This is a genomic window from Paenibacillus apiarius, from assembly GCF_017052585.1.
In the GTDB taxonomy this organism is placed as follows: Bacteria; Bacillota; Bacilli; order Paenibacillales; family Paenibacillaceae; genus Paenibacillus_B; species Paenibacillus_B apiarius.
Genome location: NZ_JAFFHZ010000001.1, coordinates 5832844 through 5851494 on the forward strand (window position 1 = coordinate 5832844; position 18651 = coordinate 5851494).

Consider the following 18651-nt stretch of genomic DNA (forward strand, 5'->3'; position numbering starts at 1 on the left):
CACATCTTGGTAAGGAGGTGATTTCACTTGAAGCGTTATGACAAGTTGACACAGTCCATTATGGCTGTATTATTTCTTTCACTAATCAGCCTTGTTCTCATACTCAACCTGATCTTGCCGAAGCGGGAATTCTCAGAGTCAGAAAATCGGAAGCTGGAGCAGTTACCGGAGTTTTCATTTCACAGCTTTATTTCGGGAAGGTTCACATCCAATTTTGAGAAGTTTATGACGGATCAATTCGTAGCAAGAGATGTATGGGTTGGTGTAAAGTCAAATGCGGATCAAGCGATAGGTAAAAAAGAAAGTAACGGTGTGTACCTTGGTAAAGACGGCTATTTAATTCAGAAATTCGCTGAAATAAATAAAGGAGAGCTCGAAGAGAAAATTCAATCGATCAATGCTTTTCATTCTGCGACTCCTGAGCTTAATAAGTATGTAATCCTTGCTCCGACCGCTGTTAGTGTGCTTCAAAGCAAGCTCCCTAAATACGTATCTGAGAATCGTGAGCTGGACGCTCTTCATACCGTAAAAACATCTTTGAATCTAGGGATTCGCTATGTTGCTGTATACCCAGTGCTATCTTTGCATCAGAATGAACAGATCTACTATAAAACCGATCATCATTGGACAAGTAAGGGGGCTTTTTACGCGTATCAGCAGCTAAGCAGACAGATGGGATTCAAGCCGATGAAGGAAGAGGAATTCGATATACGTACCGTCACGAACGATTTCTATGGCTCCTTATATTCGAAGAGCGGTTTTAGGAATTTGCCTCCGGACAGCATAGAATTGTATGTACCTAAGAATGAAGGGAAGGTTACCGTCGATTATGTCGAAGAGCGACAGTCCACTAATTCTATGTATGTGATGGACAATGTGAAGAAAAAAGATAAGTACACCGTATTTTTTAACGGCAATCATTCTCTTATTAAGATTAAAACAAATCAGCAAGAAGGGAAGAAGCTGCTGGTGGTCAAGGATTCCTATGCAAACAGCTTCGTGCCTTTTTTAACATCGCATTTCAGTGAAATTTATATGGTTGACCTTCGATATTATGAAGGAAATGTTGCTGCGCTTGCGAAACAGCATCAAATCCATGACATGTTAATTCTTTATAACATGAATACATTCATCGAAGATCCATCCATCAATTATTTAGCGAACGAAGAAGGGTAAAGGAGGAGCGGGATCATACCCATGAACATTTATCATCATATCGCCAGAAATAAACGCTACTTCGCATTACTCCTATTCATCTTTGCAATTAGCGTATTAGCGGGATGTGCTTCAGAGCAGTCAGACATCAACGTGTCTGCTGCCAAGATAGAGGATCAGATGAAACAATCGGTCAAGTTGGATAAACTGAAAAAAGGGGACGCGCATAAGCTGAAGAAGCTGTACGACCTTGGTACGGAACAAGTAGAGGACTTCCTGCTATATACTGCTTCCTCTAACGTCAGAGCGGATGAAATCGTTGTCATTAAAGTGAAAGACGAAAGTCAGATAGACAGTGTCAAGGCAAGTATTTCAAAAAGAGTAGACGCTCAAGCAGTCAAATTCAAGGATTATCGCCCTGATGAATATGCTCTACTTGAAAAACACGTACTAAAGGTGAAATCTCACTACATTCTGTTTGCGGTCTCAGCTGATGCTGAACAGATTGAAAAAGCATTTGACACGGCATTACAGTAAACCAATATCGTAGTACAATACAGTTCGACCCGCATAAAGTCTTTGCGGGTCTTTTGTTATAGGTGCAAAGGATTTCATAAAACGATGGTGAATACGGGAGGGGGGATTGATATTCCGATCATAACGGAGGAGTCAGAAAAATTCATCGTCTAATACCAGAAAAAGAAACGGTATTAAGAATCAGATTATCGCGAAGTTAGCCTAGGGTGTGAGTAGCCAGACATGTAGAATCATATGAACCACATGTTAGCGGTTTACGAGAAGCCGATATTGAGGATAAACAAAATCTTGCACTTCCTGCAAGGAATGGTAGAATCGCCTTATGTGAGGAGTCCTGAATGCGCTTTCCAGTTCAAATAAAGCAGGAGGTTTCGTTGTGAACAAGGCTTCCTACATAGTTTCGGCATCTGAAAAGTAATACAAAATACTTAAAATTATCTTTAAAAATTTGATATGAACGATCCGACAACTTACTAGAACTCCATTGTGAAGGGCTTGTAGTTACATGACCGGCGTTTAGAGTTGCGGCGAATGCAGTGAAATTGGTAGAGTAGCTTTTGCTCTCATTGTCGGTTGACAAGAATATAGAGACATTGAAAGCCGCTTAAATTGCGGCTTTTTTGTTTTAAGTATATAGGTTCTTGTCCTAACTCAATGACAAGAACCTATATACTTCTCCGAAAATGACAAGAACATGGATACTTGACCGATTAGATAACTATTTAATCATTTTTGATGGTTGAGTGGAAGGACTCGCTTCACTGTGGTTCCTCATTTGTTCATTGAACTAACGGGAAAATAGTTATGCAATTATCGTTGCAAATGATAATCAATATCATATATGATGGAGTCAACATGGAGTGAAAGAGAAGGGGAGAGCAAGAGGTGAAATTGAATGATCAAGCTTTGCTATGGAATCAGGCATTCATCAAAATCATAGATGTACGGCATACAAGAATGGAGCAAGGCGAGGAGCTGCATGCGTACAGAATGCCCTCAAGCGCCTTCTTATATGTGACTAAAGGCAGCGCACAGCTCCAGCTGGACGGCATCGCACACCACGTCAGCCGGTTTTCCTTGATCCATGGGGGCAAGGGCTTCTACCTTGATATTACAGCGGAAGAGCTGCTGGACTATTATATGATTTTGTATAAAGCGGTGTTGGCGCTACCAGCCCGTCAAGAAACGGTCAAGCTGATGGAGCAGCACAATCCGTTTCAAATGCAATATGTGTTCAAGCCTCATTACCCAATCTCCGTCTTCCATCATGTCACCTCCATGAGCAAGGAGTGGCATCGTTCGGATCTAATAGAGAAACTTCAAGTTAAAGCGATTTTTTATCAAATGGTCTATGAAATACTAGAGCAGATGGAACGACAGAATGTCATAGCCGTCAAGCCTGACCTGGTGGCCCAAGCGGTACGTTATATTCATGAGCGCTATCGGGAGCCGATTACGCTGGAGACGCTGCTTGAACACCTTGATTGCAGCTCCAGACGGCTGCTGCGCACCTTTAAGAAGCAAGTCAGAACGAGTCCGATCGACTATTTGATTCAATTACGGATGAGTAAGGCGAAACATTTGCTTCTGTCCACAGATTTCACCTTAAAGGAAATTGCAGAGAGCGTAGGCTATTCCGACAGCTATTATTTCAGCCGTATCTTCAAGAAATACGAAGGTGCTTCTCCAACTAGCTTTAAAGAAGCTGTGTTGCAGCAGGAGCAGCGTCGAAATAATCCATCCGTCGTGTTCAGATCTCCCATTGTTGCTAGAAGGCAGCAGCGTTATATTGGTAATGGGTTTGAGAATCGTTATCAACATAAGAGAGAAGGGGTATTACCGATGTATCGTAAGTCGAAAACAGCAATGGCAGCAACCTTATTATTTTGTTTCGCCCTCTGGTTGAGCGCATGCGCAACAGGAGGAACGAACGCCACATCGGCAGACAGCAGCTCGCCCAGCAGCAATGTAGCAGCTACCGCAAGTCCGGCGCCGGATGCAGGCAATGACACAAGAGTGATTAAGCATGCGATGGGGGAAGAAACGCTTACCGGCACCCCTAAACGTATTGTTATATTGACCAATGAAGGAACGGAGGCGCTGTTGGCAGTTGGCATTAAACCAGTCGGAGCCGTTCAGTCTTGGATAGGCGATCCTTGGTACGATCATATCAAACAAGAGATGGAAGGGGTCACCGTTGTCGGAGACGAGCTTCAGCCGAATCTTGAAATGATCGCGAGCCTCAAGCCGGATCTGATTATCGGCAATAAGGTCAGACAGGAGAAAATTTACGACCAATTAAAGCAAATTGCTCCGACGATATTCTCAGATGATCTGGCGGGAGATTGGAAAATTAATTTCAAGCTCTACTCCGAAGCTTTAAACAAGAAGGAAGAAGGAGAGCAAAAGATGGCGGCCTTCGACAAACGTGTCGCAGAAGTCAAGGCAAAGCTTGGCAGCAAAGCGGAAACGAAAGTATCGGTGGCCCGCTTCTCTGCCAAACAAGTTCGTATCTATCAGAAGCAAACGTTCTCCGGTGTGCTCTTGAGCCAATTAGGCATTGCCCGGCCAGAATCGCAGGATAAAGATTCCTTTATAGAAGTCATGTCCAAAGAGAAGATACCTAGCATGGACGGCGATGTGCTCTTCTACTTCGTATCGGAGGCTCCGGGCAAGAACGATGCGGCGAAGGTTGTAGAGGAATGGAAAAAAGATCCGCTGTTCCAGAACTTGAGTGTTACCAAGAACAACAAAATTATTCAAGTCGATGAAGCCATATGGAACTCGGCAGGCGGATATGAAGCGGCCAATCTGCTGCTGGACGAACTTGTTAAGTACTTTGATGTAAAATAATAAAGGCGTATCGAATCGACAAGCTGACGCTGTATTCGCGTCAGCTTGTTGACGATTCTGGCAGTTTAGTTGTTAGTGCTGCCAATGAAAAGGAGGCTCGGTGCAAGCATGAATGGTTCTTCCCTAACGCGAAGCAGCAAGCGAAAGCTCGCCGGCCTAGCTGTCAGCGCGATCCTGCTGCTGATTAGTATGTTGTGCAGTGTATTGTACGGTCTTCATTACTTTGAGTTGAAAGACCTGTGGCAGGCTTACACTCAATTCGACGGTTCCAACGAGCATCTTATTCTGACGACGGCTCGCGTTCCCAGAACCTTGGTTGCGGCACTGGTAGGGGCAAGCTTAGCCGTAGCCGGGGCGATTATGCAGGTTCTGACAAGAAATCCGCTGGCTTCGCCCTCCGTCTTCGGCGTAAATGCGGGCGCAGTGCTATTTATTGTCATCGGGCTGCTCGCATTCGGCTCCTCGTTGACGATGAGCGGCATGGTCTGGTTAGCTTTCGCAGGCGCGGTCGCAACATCGGTGGCCGTCTATACGTTAGGCTTGCAAGGAGGTGGGTTCGAGCCGGTAAAGCTAACCTTGGCCGGCGCTTGTATGGCAGCTTTCACTTCCTCTATTACATCCGGCATTATTCTTATTGATAAGCAGTCACTCGAATCTGCCCTATTCTGGATGATCGGTTCCGTGGAAGGAAGAAATCTGGAGCATTTGCTGATGGTACTGCCTTATATGGTAACAGGGTTAGCGATCTCATTACTATTGGCGAGCTCGTTAAATATTATGGCGCTTGGAGACGATAGCGCGAGAAACTTGGGACAGCGGTTGACGCTGGTGCGCGTGCTGTCGGCTGCGGCAATCGTACTACTCGCTGGGAGCTCGGTAGCAGCAGCTGGTCCGATCGCTTTCGTCGGGCTTATCGTCCCTCACTTGTGCAGATACATCATTGGACATGATTTCAAGTGGCTGCTTCCTTATACCGCACTAGTCGGCGCGATCCTTCTGGTGACTGCGGATTTAGCATCGCGCTTTATTCTGGAATCCAAAGAAGTTCCGGTTGGCGTCGCAACGGCGATTATCGGAGTTCCCTTTCTGATCCATGTGGCCAGGAGGAAACAGCATGCTTAATCCGCGTACAGCGAAACATACGTTCATGTTTATAGCTTTCACTTTTATCGTTGCCGCCTTGTCGCTTCTTAGTTTATCGGTTGGGGGGGTTGGCGTTCCTTTGAAAGAGGTGCTTGCTTCTCTTGCTGGGCGAAATGCGGAAGCCAGCAACTTGATCATTATGCAGTTCCGTATGCCTCGAATAGCAGCCGCTATTCTCATTGGCGCAGCATTGGCAGCAGCCGGCGCGCTATTGCAAGGCGTCATTCGCAATCCGCTCGCTTCGCCCGATCTGCTGGGTGTAACCGGAGGAGCGTCGGTAGCTGTGGTTGCCTTCATGACTTTCGTGACCGGCTACAGCATCCATTGGGTACCGTTCATTGCCATCGGCGGCGCGTTGGTTGCAACTAGCATCAATTATGTATTTGCTTGGAAAAAAGGCGTGTCGCCGTTCCGGCTGGTGCTGATCGGCATTGGCATTTCTACCGCAATGGGGGCGCTCACCACGTTCCTGCTTATTAGCGGGCCGGCGTATTTGGCCGCTCAAGTGCTGAATTGGATGACGGGAAGCATCTACGGTACCAATTGGAGTTATATCGAAATGCTCTGGCCATGGGTAGCGGTATTCATTCCTTTGTCGCTGCTGCTTGCGAAGGAATTAAATGTGCAATCCTTGGGCGAGGATGTCGCTCGCGGGCTTGGAAGCAGGCTTCAGCTAAGCCGGATGATTCTCTTATTTTATAGCGTTGCGCTTGCCGGCGCTGCGGTTGGCGTAGCCGGGACGATATCGTTCATCGGATTGATGGCACCGCATATCGCCAGGAGGCTTGTCGGAAATTCTTACAAGATGATCATCCCGGTATCCGCGTTTATAGGTGCGATCATTCTACTGCTGGCGGATTTGGCGGGAAGAATGCTTTTTCAGCCGCTGGATATTCCGGCAGGCGTATTCACAGCAGGCATTGGAGCTCCTTTCTTCATGTATTTGCTATTTAAACGCAAGAAGACTTAGATCGCCTTTCACGGGAGATCGGGAACAGGGGGAGGGAAAGAATGGCACTGAAATTGGAGCTTTATGACGTAACCATAATCGGTGGAGAGCCGGCGGGTCTGTATGTTGCCTTTTACAGCGGAATGCGCGACATGAAGACTACGCTGATCGAGGCGAGAGAGGAACTTGGGGGAAGGACGTTGACGTATCCGGAGAAGATCGTCTGGGATGTCGGCGGCATGGCCCCGTTCGCGCCGCGCAGCTGACAAAGCTCATGATCCAGCAAGCTCAAACCTTTGATCCGACCATTGTGCTGGGTCAACAAATTACCGGGCTGGAGAGAATGGCTGATGGCACGATGCGCATAACGTCTGCGACCGTAGAGCAGCATTGGAGCCGGACGCTGATCTGGGCCGTAGGCCATGGCGCGCTGAAGCTTGCTAAGCTTAACCTGCCCGGAGCGGAGCGAAAAGGCAAATCTCCATTATACCGTTACGGAATTGGCAAGCTTTCGCGGTAAAAGAGTGCTAATCTCCGGAGGCGGGGATTCAGCTGTCGATTGGGCTAATGAACTAGTGGAAATCGCTTCATCGGTTACGCTCGTGCATCGCCGGGACCGCTTCGGCGGTCTGGAGCGGAATGTGAGGCGGATGAAGGCATCGGACGTTCAAGTTCTTACGCCATTGCCATATACGGGGATGGCAAGCGCCTTGATGCTGTTTCGATCGCGCCATTAAATGCGGACGAGAAGATGGCAACCAATCTTCCGGGTGTGTTCGTGGCTGGAGATACGGCAAATTACGGCAGCAAGCTGTATCTTATTGCCGGAGCTTTCACGGACGCGGCTTTAGCCGTGAATAGCGCCAAGCTGTATATCGAGCCGGATGCGCCAACAAGAGCGCAGGTTTCCTCGCATAACAGCAAGTTTGATGAGAAGAACAGGACGTTCGAACTTGTAGAGGATTGAAGCTGTGGGAATGGCTTACGCTTAAGAACCAAAATAATATATATATGTCGGGGGACAAGAACATCGTCCCATTCAAAGTCGCTAGTTTAGTGGCTTTTTTTGTTTTAAGGGTACAAGTTCTTAGATATGGGACGTGTTATTTCGGATAGCGGAATGAATGTACTTTTGATGTCATAAATGTGCTCAGTTTCACGAAATAAATACCTTTAGTTTCAAATTATGAAAACAAAAAAAGTTCACAAAGTCCAAAAATTTATACCGGTTTTATACACTCTACTCTATTATCAAATGGATCTCTAAATTCAAACCTTTCATATCCTGGCTATTTACATTTATCCAAATAAATCGTTGCGTTTTTTTCATTGTTCCCCCTTTTCACACAAGCTATAATAACACAGAGAATGATAATCATTTTCAATTGTATGTGAGAAGGAAAGGGGCAACAAGTGTGAAGAGACATCGTGGAAAGCGAATTATGCTATGGGGAGGGATTTTCCTCCTGTTGTTAATATTATCGGCATGCAGCAATTCTGGAGGCAACGCATCTGATGTACAGGTAGGGGAAAGTGAGAAAACAATTCAATATACAACGATTACAGGTGAACAGATTGAAATACCTGCACATCCAAAACGGGTCGTTTATATTGGTCCGACGCTTGGCGATTTCTTGGTGATGGATATTCCAATCGTTGGTAGTAATCTTATCCATACTAATCATAGTTACTATGAAGGTAAAACGGAAGGAATAGTTGATGTTGGACATCCAGGTGACTTAGAGGTGATTCTAACTTTGAAACCGGATCTGATTATTAATAGTTATTACAATGCGGATGCAGAGCAAAATGAGGCATTGTCGAAAATTGCTCCTACTATCCCCTTCAACCCAGCTCTTCCTTACGCAGAACGTGTAAAGGAGATGGGAAATATCTTTGGCCAACAGGAAAAGGCAGCTCAATGGATTGCTAAGTTTGAAACACAGTCGAAAGAAATGTTTGATAAGCTTCAATTAGCAGAAGGGGAGACAGCAACAGTTTTCTACCAGTTAGGTAAAACGCTTTATGTTATGGGCAATCGTTCACTTGGTGCCATTATTTATGGAGAGAACGGCTTTGCCATCCCACCAGCTGTAAAGAAGAATATTATCGATGAAAAAGGGGTGTCATTCGTTACGGTTTCAGAAGAGCTGCTTCCAGAGTATGCTGGTGATCATTTGTTTGTACTTGTACAAAATAATGATGAAAGTCAAACAGAAGCTGATCTAATGCTACAAAGCCCACTCTGGAAGACTCTGCCTGCAGTTCAAAAGGGGAATGTTTACATTGTTTCTGCTGAATGGAATACAGATAGCTTGTTAGCTTTGGAGCAATTGTTTAAAGAGCTACCACAATGGATGCAACGGCCGTAAGAAATTGTATCTGCCCACTCAGTTCTTTAAACCGTTATTTTCCTAAAAAAGTGCCTACTCGAACTATTAAAGCTGAGCTATAGTTGAGAGCATGTCATTATATGTTATAGTAATGATAATGAGAATCATTTTTAATTAGTTGGAGAGTTGCTTATGAATCTAGCATCCTTGTATATGAAGCTACAACACTATGATAGGTTTCAAGTTGAACAGATGATGCCAGCGAGTAGCCATAATGAAGGAATAAATGACAATGAAACGAATTCATGCATATTATTGATAGCACTCAGTCATGGTATACGGTTATATGTAGACAAAATTGCAATCGATCTGCGACAAGGGAGCTGCATTCTAGTTTTACCTGTACAACACTACACTGTGGAATCAAGTAACGGAGAGGCACAGCTTGCGCGCTTTATCTTTGAAACCTTTGAAGTAGAAGGAATGACTTTGAATCCGGTTGCTCATCCACCCTTGCTTTGTGGTTATCCTTATAGTCTGTTATTTTCTCAAGTCAAGCAAGTATTAGGGAATGAAGCATGGATGAGGAATCGATTTTGCTCCTCTCTATCCACATCAGAAATGGCTATGATGCAAGGCAGACTTCAGCTAATTCTAGGGTTGATGGCCCAGTTAGATCAGCAAGCTTCCCATTTGCAGAGCGAAGAAAAGATAAAAATGATTCAACATACTGTACATTATATGGAACAGCATTATGATGAGGACTTGACAGTAGAACAACTAGCTAACATGGCCGGAATGGTCAGATGGCAATATAGTCAACAGTTTAAAACATTGACCGGCAAAAAGCCAACTGATTATTTGGTCCATTTACGTATAAACCAGGCAAAAGAACTTCTGTATAATTCCACCGAGCCATTGAGCAAAATATCTCGACAAATTGGGTTTAGGGATGAATACTATTTCAGTCGGTGCTTTCATAAATTAACTGGAAACACTCCGCGTGAATATGCAAGTATCCATCTTCATACTCAGCAAAAGACAGTTATCGATTCACTTGGCAGAAAGGTTCATGTTCCTAATGATGCAACACGTATTGTGACTGATGGCAAATATACACTTGGAGAATTACTAGTTCTAGGCATATCTCCTATAGGAGCTGCCATCTCTACCATGAAAGATAACGTGATTTATCACAATAAGTTGCGAAATATTCATAATATCGGGTATTGGGCAGATCCGGATAAAATAGCACAACTGCAGCCGGAGTTATTATTGCTTAGCTATTTTCATCCTGAACAAGATTTACAGAAACTAGATGCGATCGCTCCTACTGTTTTACTGAACAGTAAGTTTAGACTATTTGAGCGGTTACGGTATATCGCTAAACTATTTGAACGTAGTAAAGCGGCGGAGAAGTGGATTACTAAATATGAGGACAAAGTAAGACTGGTGCGTAGGCAATTAGCACATGCTTATGTTGCTGGGGAGACGGCTACTGTTTATCTCAAGTTAGGGGCAAAACTTTATATTATGGGCCAAAATGGGTTAGCAGCCACCTTGTATGAATCACTTGGCTTTCGACCCTCTGCTAGAGTGATGAACCTAATCGAGCAAAGGAAAGAATGGATAGAAATTCAGCAGCAACAATTGAATCACTATGTTGGAGAGCGCAATTTCATCTTGGCTTCTCCCCTTGAATTGCAAACAGTTGCTCACTGTCCACAGATCGCGGCTATAGCCGAGTTAACTCCCGATAAGATTCATTATATGGATGCTACATGGAATTATGAAGATCCCATCACACGTGGACGGTTGTTAGAGATGCTACCGTATATTTTTAAGAGGAAAACTATGTGATTAGGTTTAGTATCAAAAAAGGTACACACCAGTGTACCGTAGCTTAGACCTGCTAACTGAGATGCGAATCGTTAATCAATTGAACTTTGGGAACGGCATTGCGCTCTTCAATATCGCTTGATCTGCACGGTTTGCAGAAAAGTGGAGGAAATTAAGGACGCGATTGTGTAAGAAATAGTGTTCTCAGAGATTAAGGTATTTGGAATGATGAAAGATCCATACAGGAGGTAGCGGCATGACACAGGCGTTGGAGCTTTATGATATTACGATCATTGGCGGGGGACCCGCCGGGTTGTATGCGGCTTTTTACAGCGGCATGCGCGATTTGAAAACGAAGCTGATCGAAGCGAAGGAGGAACTGGGTGGACGGCTGTTGATTTACCCGGAGAAAATGATTTGGGATGTCGGCGGAGTTACGCCAATCCGTTGCGAGCACCTCATCCAGCAAATGATCCAGCAGGCTCATACGTTTGATCCGACCATCGTATTGGGGCAACAGATTAGCGGACTGGAGCGGCTCGCGGATGGGACAATGCTTCTGACCGCCGTAACGGGGGAGCAGCACCATACACGTACGCTCGTTTTGGCGCTGGGATATGGCGTGCTGAAGATGGCGAAGCTGGACATCGAAGGCGCTGAGCGTTATGAAGTGACGAATTTGCACTATACCGTACAGGAGCTCGAAGGCTTTCACGGCAAGCGGGTGCTCATCTCCGGTGGCGGTGATTCGGCAGTTGACTGGGCCAACGCACTGGAGCCGATTGCCGCAAGTGTCACTGTCGTGCACCGCCGTGAACGCTTCGGCGGACATGAGAAGAATGTGAAACGGATGAAGGAATCATCTGTCGATGTTCGTACGCCGTATGCGGTGGATCGGCTTCATGGCAACGTTAGCGGTGACGCCATTGAAGCGGTATCGATTGCACGGGTGAATGCAGAGGGCTTTTTAATGGAAGAAACGGAACAATTAGTGATAGATGCCGTGATCGTCAATCACGGGCTTCGCGGTGACTTCGGTTCGCTTGTCGATTGGGGTATGGATATGGGGCAATGGAATATTAATGTGAACGAGAAACTCGCAACCAATTTGCCTGGTATTTTTGTGGCCGGGGATACGGCGAACTACCCATCTAAAGTGCATCTGATCGCCGGGGCTTTTACCGATGCAGTGTTGGCAGTCAATAGCGCCAAGCTGTATTTGGAACCAGCGGCAACAAAGATGGCCTATGTTTCTTCGCATAATGCCAAGTTCAAGGAAAGGAATAAAGCACTTGGCATGGCGGAGGAAGATGCGTAGAATGTTTCTATTAAAACAGGAAAATGGCAAACCAGATCGAAAGACTGGGACGCAAAGCCACGGGTCTTCTGCACGAGTGCAATGACCGACGGGTTATGCTATAAAGGTACAAGTTCGTATCCCAAAAGGATTCAACGTTGAAGAATGTTCACAAAAAGTTTAGGTTTATCTATTGTAAATAGCTATATAGAGGATAAACTAAAAGGGAGCATGCAATTTGAATCTACAGCGTGTGGAACAACAGTTTCATTCACGTTTAAAATGTAATAGAGGACTACAAAGGCGTAGTCTTACTAAAGCAAAGAGGCTTAAGGTTATAGCATTCCTACTTGATAGGAAGCGGTATAACTTTAGGCCTCTTTGTGTTTATTCTCTGGTATGGGAGATGAGGAAATGGCAGAAGAATTGTTAAGTGTAGGAATGTCATCGTTTTCCGTTCCGCGTATTGTGATTACGGAGAAAGAAGACCGTAGTGAAATTTGTTTCACACCTCCTTTTAGCCGAGAACAGAATCGATGTTCAAAAGTGTATCACAGCTGTAATGGTTGCTATGCTCATTGCAAGTAAAATGGTTCCAAAAAACTGCACCTAAGAAGTAGAGGAGGGTACCCATGAGTATCGATAAAAAGATGATTGAAGAGATGGTTCGTAAAATCATCATGGAAAAAGTAGGGGCTGATGCTATTGAACAGAACGTTCATAGAGGTCCTGGAGGGATTACTTCTGTTAAAGTGCCAAATATGAAAGTAACAGAAGAGGATCGTCTCGATACAGGCAACCCTAATGATATCGTCTATTGTAAAGATCTTTTTTCGCTAAAGGAAAGTCCAAGACTTGGCTGCGGTATCATGGAGATGAAAGAAACAACCTTTGACTGGACACTTAACTATGATGAAATTGATTATGTGATTGAGGGACATCTGGATGTTATCATTGATGGTACAAAGATGTCAGCTGATCCAGGAGAAGTGATCCTGATTCCAAAAGGAAGTAAGATTCAATTTTCTGTGCCAGAATATGCACGATTTATCTATGTAACATATCCGGCTAACTGGGCAGAACAAGCGTAACATTCTAATTTCTATTCGCCGGAGGAAAAGCGGTTTATGTCGGAGCATACGTATGAAGGGGAACTGACGAACCCGCTGAGTTTGATTCGGTATACGTATGTGCAGAATAATCCGGTATTCTGTTTTTTACGAGGTGAATTTGAAAACATGGGAATCAGCAATAAATCGGCGTGAAAGGCCCCCTTCAAGGATCTAAAGGAAGGGGGCCTTTCCCACTCAGCGTTCAAATATAGCTTCAATTTCTGCAATAAATTATTGATCTGAACTATTAATATGGTAACTTTCTTGATATGAATCTCGTAGATAGGAGTCAACAGCATTTTCAATGTCAGTTGTATTGATATAAAAATCTGTTGGTGTGTGCAATAACCGTTGAAACCTCTCTTCTAGCGAAGATAGTTTTTCTTGAACTTCCTCTTCAATATCGCTAATAATCTTTTTCTCTAAATCGGATACTACCGTGCAGTCCCTCGCTACGCTATTTCATGGAAAGAACAGGAATTTTGTTCAAACATCCAGTATACTGAAATCAGCCGATCTGTTGCTGGGAAAGGATGGAGGATGAAGAAACAGCAGCGAACACGAACCGCAATATATTGTCGTCTCAGTCGGGACGATGAGCAGAGCGGTGAAAGCATGAGCATTGAAAATCAAAAGATTTTGCTTCAGCGTTATGCCAAGGAACATAATTTTGAAGTAGCGGACATTTATATTGATGATGGCTGGAGTGGCACGAACTTTGACCGTCCTGACTTTCAGAGAATGAAACGAGATATTGAGAACGGCAGCATAGATATTGTGCTGGTGAAGGACTTGAGCCGCTTGGGGCGTAATCAGATTGAAACCAGCTTGTGCATTCAGGTGTTTTTTCCTGAATATCAGGTGCGTTTCATTGCTGTCAGTGAAAACATTGACACCGCCAAAGGTGAAGACGATTTCATGGAGTTACGCAACCTGTTCAATGAATGGTTTGTCCGCGATACAAGTCGGAAGGTCAAGAGTGGCTACCGCCAGCGAGCATTGAACGGCGACTATACCGGAGCCTTTGCTCCCTACGGTTATCGTAAGGATGAGCAGAACAAGCATAAGCTTGTTCCGGATGAAAATACCGCCGCGATTGTGCAGCGAATTTTCCGATTAGCGTTGGAGGGTCACAGCCCCTATAAAATTGGCAGGCTGCTACGTGAAGAGCGCATTTTAACCCCACGCGCTTACCTAGCCGAACAGCATCAGCGTTACTTGAAGGTCGTCAATACCAAGCATCCCTATGATTGGGGCGCGACGACAGTCAAGGTCATTCTCCAGAACAAGGTGCATCTAGGGCATATGGTGAGCCACAAGACAACCAAGCCTTCTTTTAAGCGAAAAGGAATGGTTGCTGTGCCAGAGGATGAATGGATTGAGGTTCCGAACACGCATGAGCCGCTAATTGACGAGGAAACCTTTGCTTTAGCGCAGAAGGTAATTCGAGTAAAGAAGCGCCCAACAAAGGAAGGCGAGCACCAAATCTTTGCGGGACTGCTGAAATGCTCGACCTGTGGACAAGGGCTGTCCTTTGCTCGTGGTGGCAGTAGTAAAACTGTAGAACTAGTTCTTTAAATGTAATTAAACAGACTTATGTCGTTTTATGTGAGACACAAGTCTGCTTAATTAATGACCACGCCGAAACAACTATGCTTGAATAAAGGTCATAGGCTGGTGGGGCGTTAAGCTATCGATATTATAGTTTTCTTGCTTTGACTACAAAAGTTACAGGAAGCATCTTTGCTTTTTTTGCAAAATCGCTGTTATCGTCCCGCGATTGCATAATTTCATCATCAGATTGCTCAATCATTTGCTCAATTACAAATCCCGCTTTTGCCAACGCATTCACATAGGTTGATAGTTTACGGTCCGATAATGTCAGCGTACCTTCATCAAGGGATACCGAATACCACGATTCATCGAAATAACATTTTTTAAAAGAAAGCATATTATTTTCTGCAACAACACATTTATGGATAGGGTGAGACCAACTAAAAATAAATACGCCATCTTTTTTAAGATAAGAAGCGATACGGCAAAAAGTGCTCTCAAGGTCGGTGGTCCAGCCTATGGCATAAATCGAATACACAAAGTCAAAATAATCCATTGGTATGCCGCATTCTTCTTCCATGGGAGAGCAGATAAATTTTGCTGAAAGGCCGCATGCCGCCAAATGTTGCTTTGCCTTTTCGATTTGTTTTTCTGATATATCCACAGCCCATAGTTCAGATGCTTGGCGTTCCCCCAGATATTGCAAGGATTGACCGTTTCCACAGCCTATCTCCAGCATCTTTTTCCCTGAGACATCGCCCAAAAGCTGCAATTTTTCTTCTGAGACAAATGCTCCATAAAAAGGAAGCACAATTGCTCCCAAGAAGTCATTTCCTTTTGTATCCCAATAGAAGCTATTTGTTCGATACACCGAATTTTTGTCCATATCGATCGAGATAGCGCTGCCAACCTCGCCAGCGCCTATAATGTTAGTTCGATACACCGAATTCTTGTCCATGCCGACGCCCTCCCCAAATATAAATAATATGAGCCTAAACGTATATCCCGACTTGCGCGTTATCCCAATAACACATATCGAATACGAACACTTTGCGCTATTGAGCCCAAAACAATGTAACATTTATCAATAAACAAATACAGTTAAAATCATCCATCCAGCGTCTATATGCCATATAGCGAAGAAATGAAGATAAGGACATTTCGTTTTTTTATTGTTTCTTAAGATTATATTCATAGAAAGGTAAGTTAAATATTGGATATTACATGTTAGTATAAAAAAGAATGTTCATACAATGACACAAAGGAGACAATAATATGAATCTAAAAAAAGCTATTTTAGCGACTATGATCGTATCTAGTATGGTTATAACCTTGGCAGGCCCGATTCCTGCAGGAGCTGAGGCAGCGCAAGAGGTGCAGAAAGAACAGCTATTGGTCAAGAAAATTAAAATCGACAAAACGATGGCTGCCAAGCTGCAAAAAGCTGTAAAAGAATTTGCGGGGACAGAGGTTAAGCTGAATCTGCAGGATGCTTCCCAACACATAAGCGGTCTAGTGGAGGTTAAGTCGGCAGATGGAAAATACGGCATTGACTATCAACAAAAAACAGGAGAAATCATTACTATTACCGGCAACCAATCCATCGATAAAGTCAGTACGGAGGATCAGAACGAAGTTCTGAACGTGTTAAAAGGGTTGGATGCGAAGAAAAAGTATACATTTGATAAAGAAGTTCATGTCAGTCAGTACAATAATAATAAAGGAAAAAAGACGCCTTTCTACACATATGTGTTAAGAGGGGAAGGATTCACTGCCTATTTATGGAAGAATAATCCGAATCATTCGACAAAGACTCGTGTAGAGGCCCAAATCGAAATGGCCAAGGACGATCTTGATCCAAAGCTTCTGGAAAAGGCAACCAAAGCAGTGGAAACGGCATTAGGCCGTGATTTTGACGTAACGAAAGCGCTGCTTAGGGGTGACACTAAAAAAAATCAATGGCAGCTCCGAAGCGATGATGTTATGCTGGCTTTGGATGCAAAGACAGGGAGAACAGAATATGTCTATGATTTGTCGCGAGAACGGGTGATGTCGAACAAAGATATCACGGAAAAAGAAGTGAAAGAAATCGTTGCACCGATTGCGAAACAATTGTTCAATATGGACATCCAGGGACTTGAAGTGAAATGGGACAGCTTCGGAGATTTCTGCTTCAAGCAAAAAGAAGATACGAAAATGACAGTGGCGCTGGATGCCGATAAAAACATAGTATACATGTTTCCCGGAATTAGAATGAATCTAGCGAATGTGAAGTGATAGATAACTAATTTTCGCATGATCAACACTGGGAATACAAGAAAGACTTTGGCACGACCATAATTGAAGTTGACAAGGAAGAGCCTGAACCGAATTTGCTGAAAACGGCAGAAGAAGCGGTAAAAACGGAATGCCCAAAATCATCCACTGGCTTGATCAGTCGGTGGATGTGTTAAACGACACAAAAGTACCCTTTTGCTTGGCGGAAACTCGCCTCCAAGAATGGCGGTATAAATTCATTAATATTGTTCACTATCACAAAGTCTTTGTAATGTAGCTGTAATAGGAGAAAACAAGAATAATCGAAAGAGTTCGACCTGTTACGGTTTGGGATAACTACACATTAGATATTGAGCTAAAGAACATTAGTAGTGAAGAAAGGATAGCGAAACTGTCGAAATCCAAATTAACAAAAAACAGAGAATGATGACTGGGACTCTATGTTCCACAAAGACACTATTTTAGAGCCATCGCAACAGGTGGATTTACAAGATATTAAGGTAGTCAATCTTATCATGTCTTCCAACAATGGAAAGCAGCGATTTATCGTGGATCTCACCAAATCCTTGTCTATAGAGAGCTATGTCCATATCGGACTTGATGTAGTCAGTGAAATGAATCAAAAGATAACAGAGGATGCAGGCAAATTCCATATTAAATTTGATAGCTATCGGAAGAATAAGATATTCTTCTTTGATTTGGTATTACCGCAGCATCTGAAAGAAATATACGGGGACGAAAAATTGGATACTGATTTACTAAAAGAACGAATGATACAAGATATAAATGAGGAAATAGGAGCCAATCTAGAACTACCTGATTCTATTGGTGTGCTTCTGATGCATGCTTTCTATGGATAATCAGGAGAAGGACTACAATGAAAACGAATAACCCGAAGTAGATTTGTCCATTTTGCCTGAGGTCGTACCTACTGAGTTTTTTTGTTTCCTCCCGAAGGAATGATCAGCATTTTTATTTTTAGTACGGCCAACAATGACTTCGTATCCCTTGGTTCATGCATTGCTCCAGAAAAGGGAACGGCGACCTCCGGATCGATTTTTTACATAAGCCCCAGAGAATAACACTTGGCCTTTTTGTGCCAGTGATCGACACTTCGGAAGTAGAAAGAAAGCATAGTCATAAAATGGACTTGCCTTTTCCCTTGTAATCTAATCACTAAAACTATATATCGATGATTCGCTTCAACACGATAACTATATATTGTTGGGTCAAGTCGAGAGAGTTACACATACTCAGACATCGGTATCCTCCTGAAAGGGGGTGAAGCCCATAAAGATAGAGACGATATTGACGTTGGTGTTGAACGTGGTTCGTTTTGTGTTTGATGTTTACAAATACATCAGGAAGTAGGATCGCTGTCCCTGACAAGAACGCCGATCCTACTTCCTGATGTATTGAAATGGAGAAAGCCCTCGTCTGTAGTACGAATAACTCACTCCGAAAAAGCCATTTGCAGTTGCTGAAGTGCACCCCTTAGAATAGACATTGGAAAAACCCCTGGTTAATCCGATGAATTCTAAGGGGTACATTTTTTATGGCGATTAAAGGGAAGAATTCAAGACGTATTCTGAAGACCTAAAG

The 18651-nt window shown here is 43.8% G+C and carries 14 protein-coding genes, 1 pseudogene and 1 riboswitch; of the genes and pseudogenes, 14 read left to right on the forward strand and 1 reads right to left on the reverse strand.

Annotation, left to right across the window (positions count from 1 at the left end; genetic code table 11):
* Window positions 1-27 precede the first annotated feature (27 nt).
* The 12 genes and pseudogenes from JSQ80_RS25810 to JSQ80_RS25865 all read left to right on the forward strand — a co-directional run bounded on the left by JSQ80_RS25810 (window position 28) and on the right by JSQ80_RS25865 (window position 14796).
* A complete protein-coding gene (locus JSQ80_RS25810; protein WP_206097344.1) occupies window positions 28-1176 on the forward strand; it encodes a DHHW family protein in 1149 nt (382 codons plus the stop codon).
* Between the two features lie 21 nt (window positions 1177-1197).
* Window positions 1198-1692, forward strand: coding sequence for a DUF4358 domain-containing protein (locus tag JSQ80_RS25815; protein WP_206097345.1), 495 nt, complete (start codon window positions 1198-1200; stop codon window positions 1690-1692).
* A gap of 885 nt (window positions 1693-2577) precedes the next feature.
* Window positions 2578-4545, forward strand: a complete 1968-nt coding sequence (locus JSQ80_RS25820; protein ID WP_206097346.1) for an ABC transporter substrate-binding protein — start codon at window positions 2578-2580, stop codon at window positions 4543-4545.
* A 108-nt stretch (window positions 4546-4653) separates the two neighbouring features.
* Window positions 4654-5667 (forward strand): FecCD family ABC transporter permease, encoded by a 1014-nt coding sequence (locus JSQ80_RS25825; RefSeq protein ID WP_206097347.1) that lies wholly within the window; start codon window positions 4654-4656, stop codon window positions 5665-5667.
* Complete coding sequence (locus JSQ80_RS25830; protein WP_206097348.1) at window positions 5660-6658, forward strand: FecCD family ABC transporter permease; 999 nt, start codon at window positions 5660-5662, stop codon at window positions 6656-6658. Before JSQ80_RS25825 ends, JSQ80_RS25830 begins: the two co-directional genes overlap by 8 nt.
* A gap of 41 nt (window positions 6659-6699) precedes the next feature.
* Window positions 6700-7604 (forward strand): annotated as a pseudogene (locus JSQ80_RS25835) (NAD(P)/FAD-dependent oxidoreductase).
* Window positions 7605-8052: 448 nt separating this feature from the next.
* Window positions 8053-9009: an ABC transporter substrate-binding protein gene (locus JSQ80_RS25840; protein WP_206097349.1), complete on the forward strand. Its 957-nt coding sequence runs from the start codon at window positions 8053-8055 to the stop codon at window positions 9007-9009.
* 153 nt (window positions 9010-9162) lie between these two features.
* On the forward strand, window positions 9163-10830 hold the full coding sequence (locus tag JSQ80_RS25845) for a helix-turn-helix domain-containing protein (protein ID WP_206097350.1): 1668 nt from the start codon (window positions 9163-9165) through the stop codon (window positions 10828-10830).
* 235 nt (window positions 10831-11065) lie between these two features.
* Window positions 11066-12127, forward strand: coding sequence for an NAD(P)/FAD-dependent oxidoreductase (locus JSQ80_RS25850; protein ID WP_206097351.1), 1062 nt, complete (start codon window positions 11066-11068; stop codon window positions 12125-12127).
* Between the two features lie 15 nt (window positions 12128-12142).
* Window positions 12143-12228, forward strand: a riboswitch (cyclic di-GMP riboswitch).
* 510 nt (window positions 12229-12738) lie between these two features.
* Window positions 12739-13197, forward strand: a complete 459-nt coding sequence (locus tag JSQ80_RS25855; protein WP_206097352.1) for a cupin domain-containing protein — start codon at window positions 12739-12741, stop codon at window positions 13195-13197.
* A 36-nt stretch (window positions 13198-13233) separates the two neighbouring features.
* Window positions 13234-13371 (forward strand): hypothetical protein, encoded by a 138-nt coding sequence (locus tag JSQ80_RS25860; RefSeq protein WP_206097353.1) that lies wholly within the window; start codon window positions 13234-13236, stop codon window positions 13369-13371.
* A gap of 387 nt (window positions 13372-13758) precedes the next feature.
* Window positions 13759-14796, forward strand: coding sequence for a recombinase family protein (locus JSQ80_RS25865; RefSeq protein ID WP_240463816.1), 1038 nt, complete (start codon window positions 13759-13761; stop codon window positions 14794-14796).
* Between the two features lie 121 nt (window positions 14797-14917).
* Here the strand turns inward: JSQ80_RS25865 and JSQ80_RS25870 are convergent, their stop codons facing one another.
* Complete coding sequence (locus JSQ80_RS25870; protein ID WP_206097354.1) at window positions 14918-15730, reverse strand: class I SAM-dependent methyltransferase; 813 nt, start codon at window positions 15728-15730, stop codon at window positions 14918-14920.
* Window positions 15731-16047: 317 nt separating this feature from the next.
* Here JSQ80_RS25870 and JSQ80_RS25875 point away from each other — a divergent pair, with 317 nt between their 5' ends.
* Entirely contained in the window at window positions 16048-17049 is a 1002-nt protein-coding gene (locus tag JSQ80_RS25875) for a hypothetical protein (protein WP_206097355.1), read from the forward strand.
* A 440-nt stretch (window positions 17050-17489) separates the two neighbouring features.
* Window positions 17490-17909 carry a hypothetical protein gene (locus tag JSQ80_RS25880; protein WP_206097356.1) on the forward strand — a complete coding sequence of 140 codons (420 nt, stop codon included), beginning with the start codon at window positions 17490-17492 and terminating at the stop codon, window positions 17907-17909.
* The last annotated feature ends 742 nt before the right edge of the window (window positions 17910-18651 follow it).